The sequence below is a fragment of the Synechococcus sp. R6-10 genome (genome assembly GCF_047461815.1).
Classification (GTDB): domain Bacteria; phylum Cyanobacteriota; class Cyanobacteriia; order Thermostichales; family Thermostichaceae; genus Thermostichus.
On record NZ_JANSHW010000021.1, the window covers coordinates 1 to 4041 of the forward strand.

Annotated in this window: 3 protein-coding genes; all 3 read left to right on the forward strand. The window is 59.4% G+C overall.

From position 1 onward, the window contains the following. Positions 1-262 precede the first annotated feature (262 nt). Entirely contained in the window at positions 263-1936 is a 1674-nt protein-coding gene (locus tag NW837_RS00635) for a CocE/NonD family hydrolase (protein ID WP_414328797.1), read from the forward strand. Positions 1937-2034: 98 nt separating this feature from the next. After that, complete coding sequence (locus NW837_RS00640; protein ID WP_011434405.1) at positions 2035-2295, forward strand: DUF6761 family protein; 261 nt, start codon at positions 2035-2037, stop codon at positions 2293-2295. A gap of 94 nt (positions 2296-2389) precedes the next feature. After that, a partial coding sequence (locus NW837_RS00645; RefSeq protein WP_414328798.1) for a glycosyltransferase family 39 protein occupies positions 2390-4041 on the forward strand: 1652 nt, incomplete at its 3' end.

Consider the following 4041-nt stretch of genomic DNA (forward strand, 5'->3'; position numbering starts at 1 on the left):
ACTTTTGCCAAACCGCCTAAAGCTCAGTAAATTCAGCAAAGTTCAGGGTTTTGGGGGTTAGAGGCATGCTCCGACAAATCTTTTCCCGGGGTCTCTGTTTCCATAAATCCATAAAAGCCATAAAAGAGGGGTCTGGAGGGGGCTGCGTTTGCGCCAGCAGGCCGGAGATCCAGGGAAGGGGCTCAAACTTTGGTGGGAGTTTCTCCCTCTCATAAGGGCTTCTGTTTTATCTTAGGAAGAATCCACCCAGGGATCCCTTAGGTTGTCCTTGGTTGGTATCCCTTTGGCAAGATCCGCTAGCCCAACCCAGGCCATGTTGCCCGTTCGCCCCCGCGAAACTGTTTCCATGTTCACCCGCGACGGGATCCAACTGGACGCAGATGTCTATCGCCCGCAAGGGGAGGGGAGCTACCCGGTTTTGCTGATGCGGCAGCCCTATGGGCGGGCCATTGCCTCGACGGTGGTGTATGCCCATCCCAGGTGGTATGCGGCCCAGGGGTACATTGTGGTCATCCAGGATGTGCGCGGACGGGGAACCTCCAAGGGATCCTTCTACCCTTTCCGCCATGAGGTGGAAGACGGGTTTGACGCCGTCAATTGGGCGGCTGCCTTGCCGGGGAGCAACGGCGTAGTGGGCATGTACGGCTTCTCTTATCAGGGCATGACCCAGCTGTATGCGGCTTCTACCCGTCCCAGCGCCTTGAAGGCCATCTGCCCGGCGATGCTGCCTTACGATCTCTATGCCGATGCCGCTTACCCAGGGGGGGCCTTTGCCTTCTACAACAACCTCAGTTGGGCCTTGCAACTGGAGACCGAAGGGGCGCGTCTCAGGGGGGATGCCAATGCCTACCAAGCGCTTTTGAAAGCTGCCCGCAATCTCCCCCTCTACGACCCTATCCCCCTCAAGCCGGGGGTGTTGCAGCAGTATGCCCCCCAATCCTATTACTTCGACTGGCTGGAGCACAGCGAGCCGGATGAATACTGGCGCAAGCTCTCTCCCCGTCTAGAGGCGGTGGATCTGCCGATGCTACACATTGCCGGCTGGTTTGACAGCTACCTGAGTGGTAGCCTGCGCCTCTACAAGGAAATGAGCGCCCGCAGCCAGAACCCTCAATACCTGATCATCGGCCCTTGGATCCATCTCCCTTGGGGGCGCAAAGTGGGGGCGTTGGACTTTGGCCCAGAGGCTGTCAGCCCCATCGATCGCCTGCAGGTGCGCTGGTTTGACCAGTTCCTCAAAGGCAAAGATACAGGGATCCTCCAGGAGCCGCCGGTACGCCTGTTCGAGATGGGATCCAACCGCTGGCGCGGCTTTGATGCTTGGCCTACCCCTGAGCCAAAAGCTTTTTACCTACACAGCACCGGCTTGGCTGCCCTTTCAGAAGCAGAGGGATCCCTTCGCCCTGAACCCTCGCCGACGCAACAATCGGATACCTTTGTTCACGATCCCTGGCGACCGGTGCCGGCCTTGGGGGGCCACCTAGTTCAGCCTGCCGGGCCGCAAGAGCGCTCCGCCCTCGACTGCCGCACCGATGTCCTGACCTATACCACTCCGCCGCTGCAAGCCGAGCTGGTTCTGGTCGGGGACATTGCTGTGGAGGTGTACGCGGAGGCCGACAGCCCCAGTTTCGATCTTTGCGCTGTGCTCTCGGTGGTAAGGCCCGATGGGCAGGTGTATAACTTTTCCCAAGGCTATTGTCGCCTAGGGGATCCCCAGCCCAGTACCCCCATTCTGATTCCCTGTCAGCCCACCTGTATTCGCATTCCTTGCGGTCATGCTCTGCGCCTCAGCCTTAGCGCGGCTTGTTTTCCGGCCTATCCTGTCAACACAGGCACGGGAATGCGGGAAGAGCGGCTGATTGAGGCCCGCATTCTCACCATCACTCTCCGCAGCGGTGGCGAGACGCCTTCGCGGCTGCACCTGCCCATGGCTTGAAGCCAAGAAGAGACGATGCTTCGGGATCCCGTTTGCAATCACCCCTTACAAAGAGACACCAAACGTTAGGATAGAAACAGGCAGGGCAAGGGAACACCATGTTGCAAGACCCAAAGTTGATCCGGCACTATCAGGCTTTGACCGATGCTCTGGTGGATACCTGGCAGCGGGGCTACCGGCGCACCGATGAGCTACGTCTGCTGGTGGATGGCTACCTGCTGGCCTTGCGAACTGGCAAACAATTGGAGCCCTTCGAGATCTATCGCATTGAGGACGAGGTCAACCGCTTCCTCTACGATCCGTCCAACTTCATAGATCCGGAATTGGAGCCAGAGGCGGAGCCGATGCGGGGTTACTGAGTTCCGGTTTTACGGAACATCTTGCGCCTGGTAAGCTGATAGGAATTGATTCCTCTCAGATTCCAGTCCTATCGCATCAGCGGGACGGAGTCCTATGGCGGTTTGGGATACGGTGGCCTCCCGGCGTCTGCCTCTGCTGGGATCCGGCCTGGGCCTGGGAATAGCCCTGACTCTCTGGTACGGGCTGTCCGGCTACCACGTGCTGCAGATTGGCCTCTGGCTGCTGAGCATCCTGCTGGTGGGGTTGTATTGGGCGCAGTTTTCCCCGGCTCAACCCCCTTGGGATCCGACGCGGCTGCGCTGGCAACAGGAGCTGTTGCACCTGGGGCTGTTGGTGTTGGTCTTTGCCCCGATCTACCTCTACGACCTGCCCAACATCCCTTTTCAGATCAATACTGACGAGATTGTGATCACCTCCATGGCCCGTCGCGCCTCAGGGGTGCGCTATCCCGATATCTTTGGGCTGATGCCGGAGTATTTCTATTTCCCCCGCTTCATGTTCAGCCTCTTCGGCGGCCTGACGCGGCTGATGGGGGGAGTCACGCTGCTCAATGTGCGCACGGTACATGCCGCCTTCGGGGTGATCACCATTTTGGTGGCTTACGGGTTTTTTCGGGCATTTTGGGGATCCCGGCTGGCTTTGGCGGGGGCGGCCCTCTTGGGATCCAACCACGCCTTGCTGGGCATCAGCCGCATGGCCATGCGGGAAAACCTGATTGTGCTGGTGGAGTGTGCGGCCCTGGCCTTGCTCCTCAAGGGCGTGCGGGAAAAAAATCCCCTGTTGCTCTATCTGGGGGGAGGAGCGGCGGCTTTCTCCCTCTACGGCTATTTGCCGGGGCGGGTGGTGATCCTGTTGGGGCTGTTGTTTGGAGTTCTGTACCTGCTCCTGGGTCGGGAGGATCTCCGAGGAGAAAACAAGCAAGCTAATCCCCTCTGGGTCCTGGCTAAGCTGACGGTGCCCGCGGCGCTGGGCTTTTTTCTGGTGGCTGGGCCCATTCTGGTGGCCACGGTCACAGCACCTGCGGTGAGCGCCGAGTACTCTCGCCAACAATTTCTCTTTTTCCCGGAAGGGCGGGCGTTACAACAGATGTGGGTGAATGCGGCTACGCCAGAGGAGGCGGTCTGGCGCAACATCTTCAACGGCCTGAGTATGTTCAACGACCCCGGCCAGCACGACCGCGGCTACATCTATCCCAACTACGGCCATGCTTTTGTGGATCCCTTGACGGGGGCTTTGATCTGGCTGGGGCTGGGATCCGGCCTCTACCGCCTTTTCAAGAAGCGCAGCCAGCCCCACGACTGGCTCTGTATCGGCAGCTTCCTATTTCTCTACCTGCTGTTTAGCTTGGCCATCACCAAAGCCCCCAACTACACCCGCCTGCTGGTCATTCTGCCCTTTGTAGCCTATCTAACCTTGGAAGGGATCCAAGTGCTGGCAGGTCTCCTGGAACGCTGGGGATCCCGGGCCGGGAGTTGGCTGCCGGCGGCGGCGATGGCGGGGGCAATCCTGCTGATTGGGGGGTGGAACCTGGCCATTTTTGGAGACTTTGTCCACAAAGGCTGGACGCAGGGCAACGATGTGGGGGCCACCGGGCGCTATGTGGCAGCTCGCCAAATGGATCCCGACTACCGCTTCTATCTGGCCGCCAGCACTGCCTACCCCTATTTCGGCTGGGGGGAACCCCACTATTGGCAAAGCTGGATCCAATTTTTTGCTGGGCCGGAGCAGGAGGTAAAGGTTTTTTC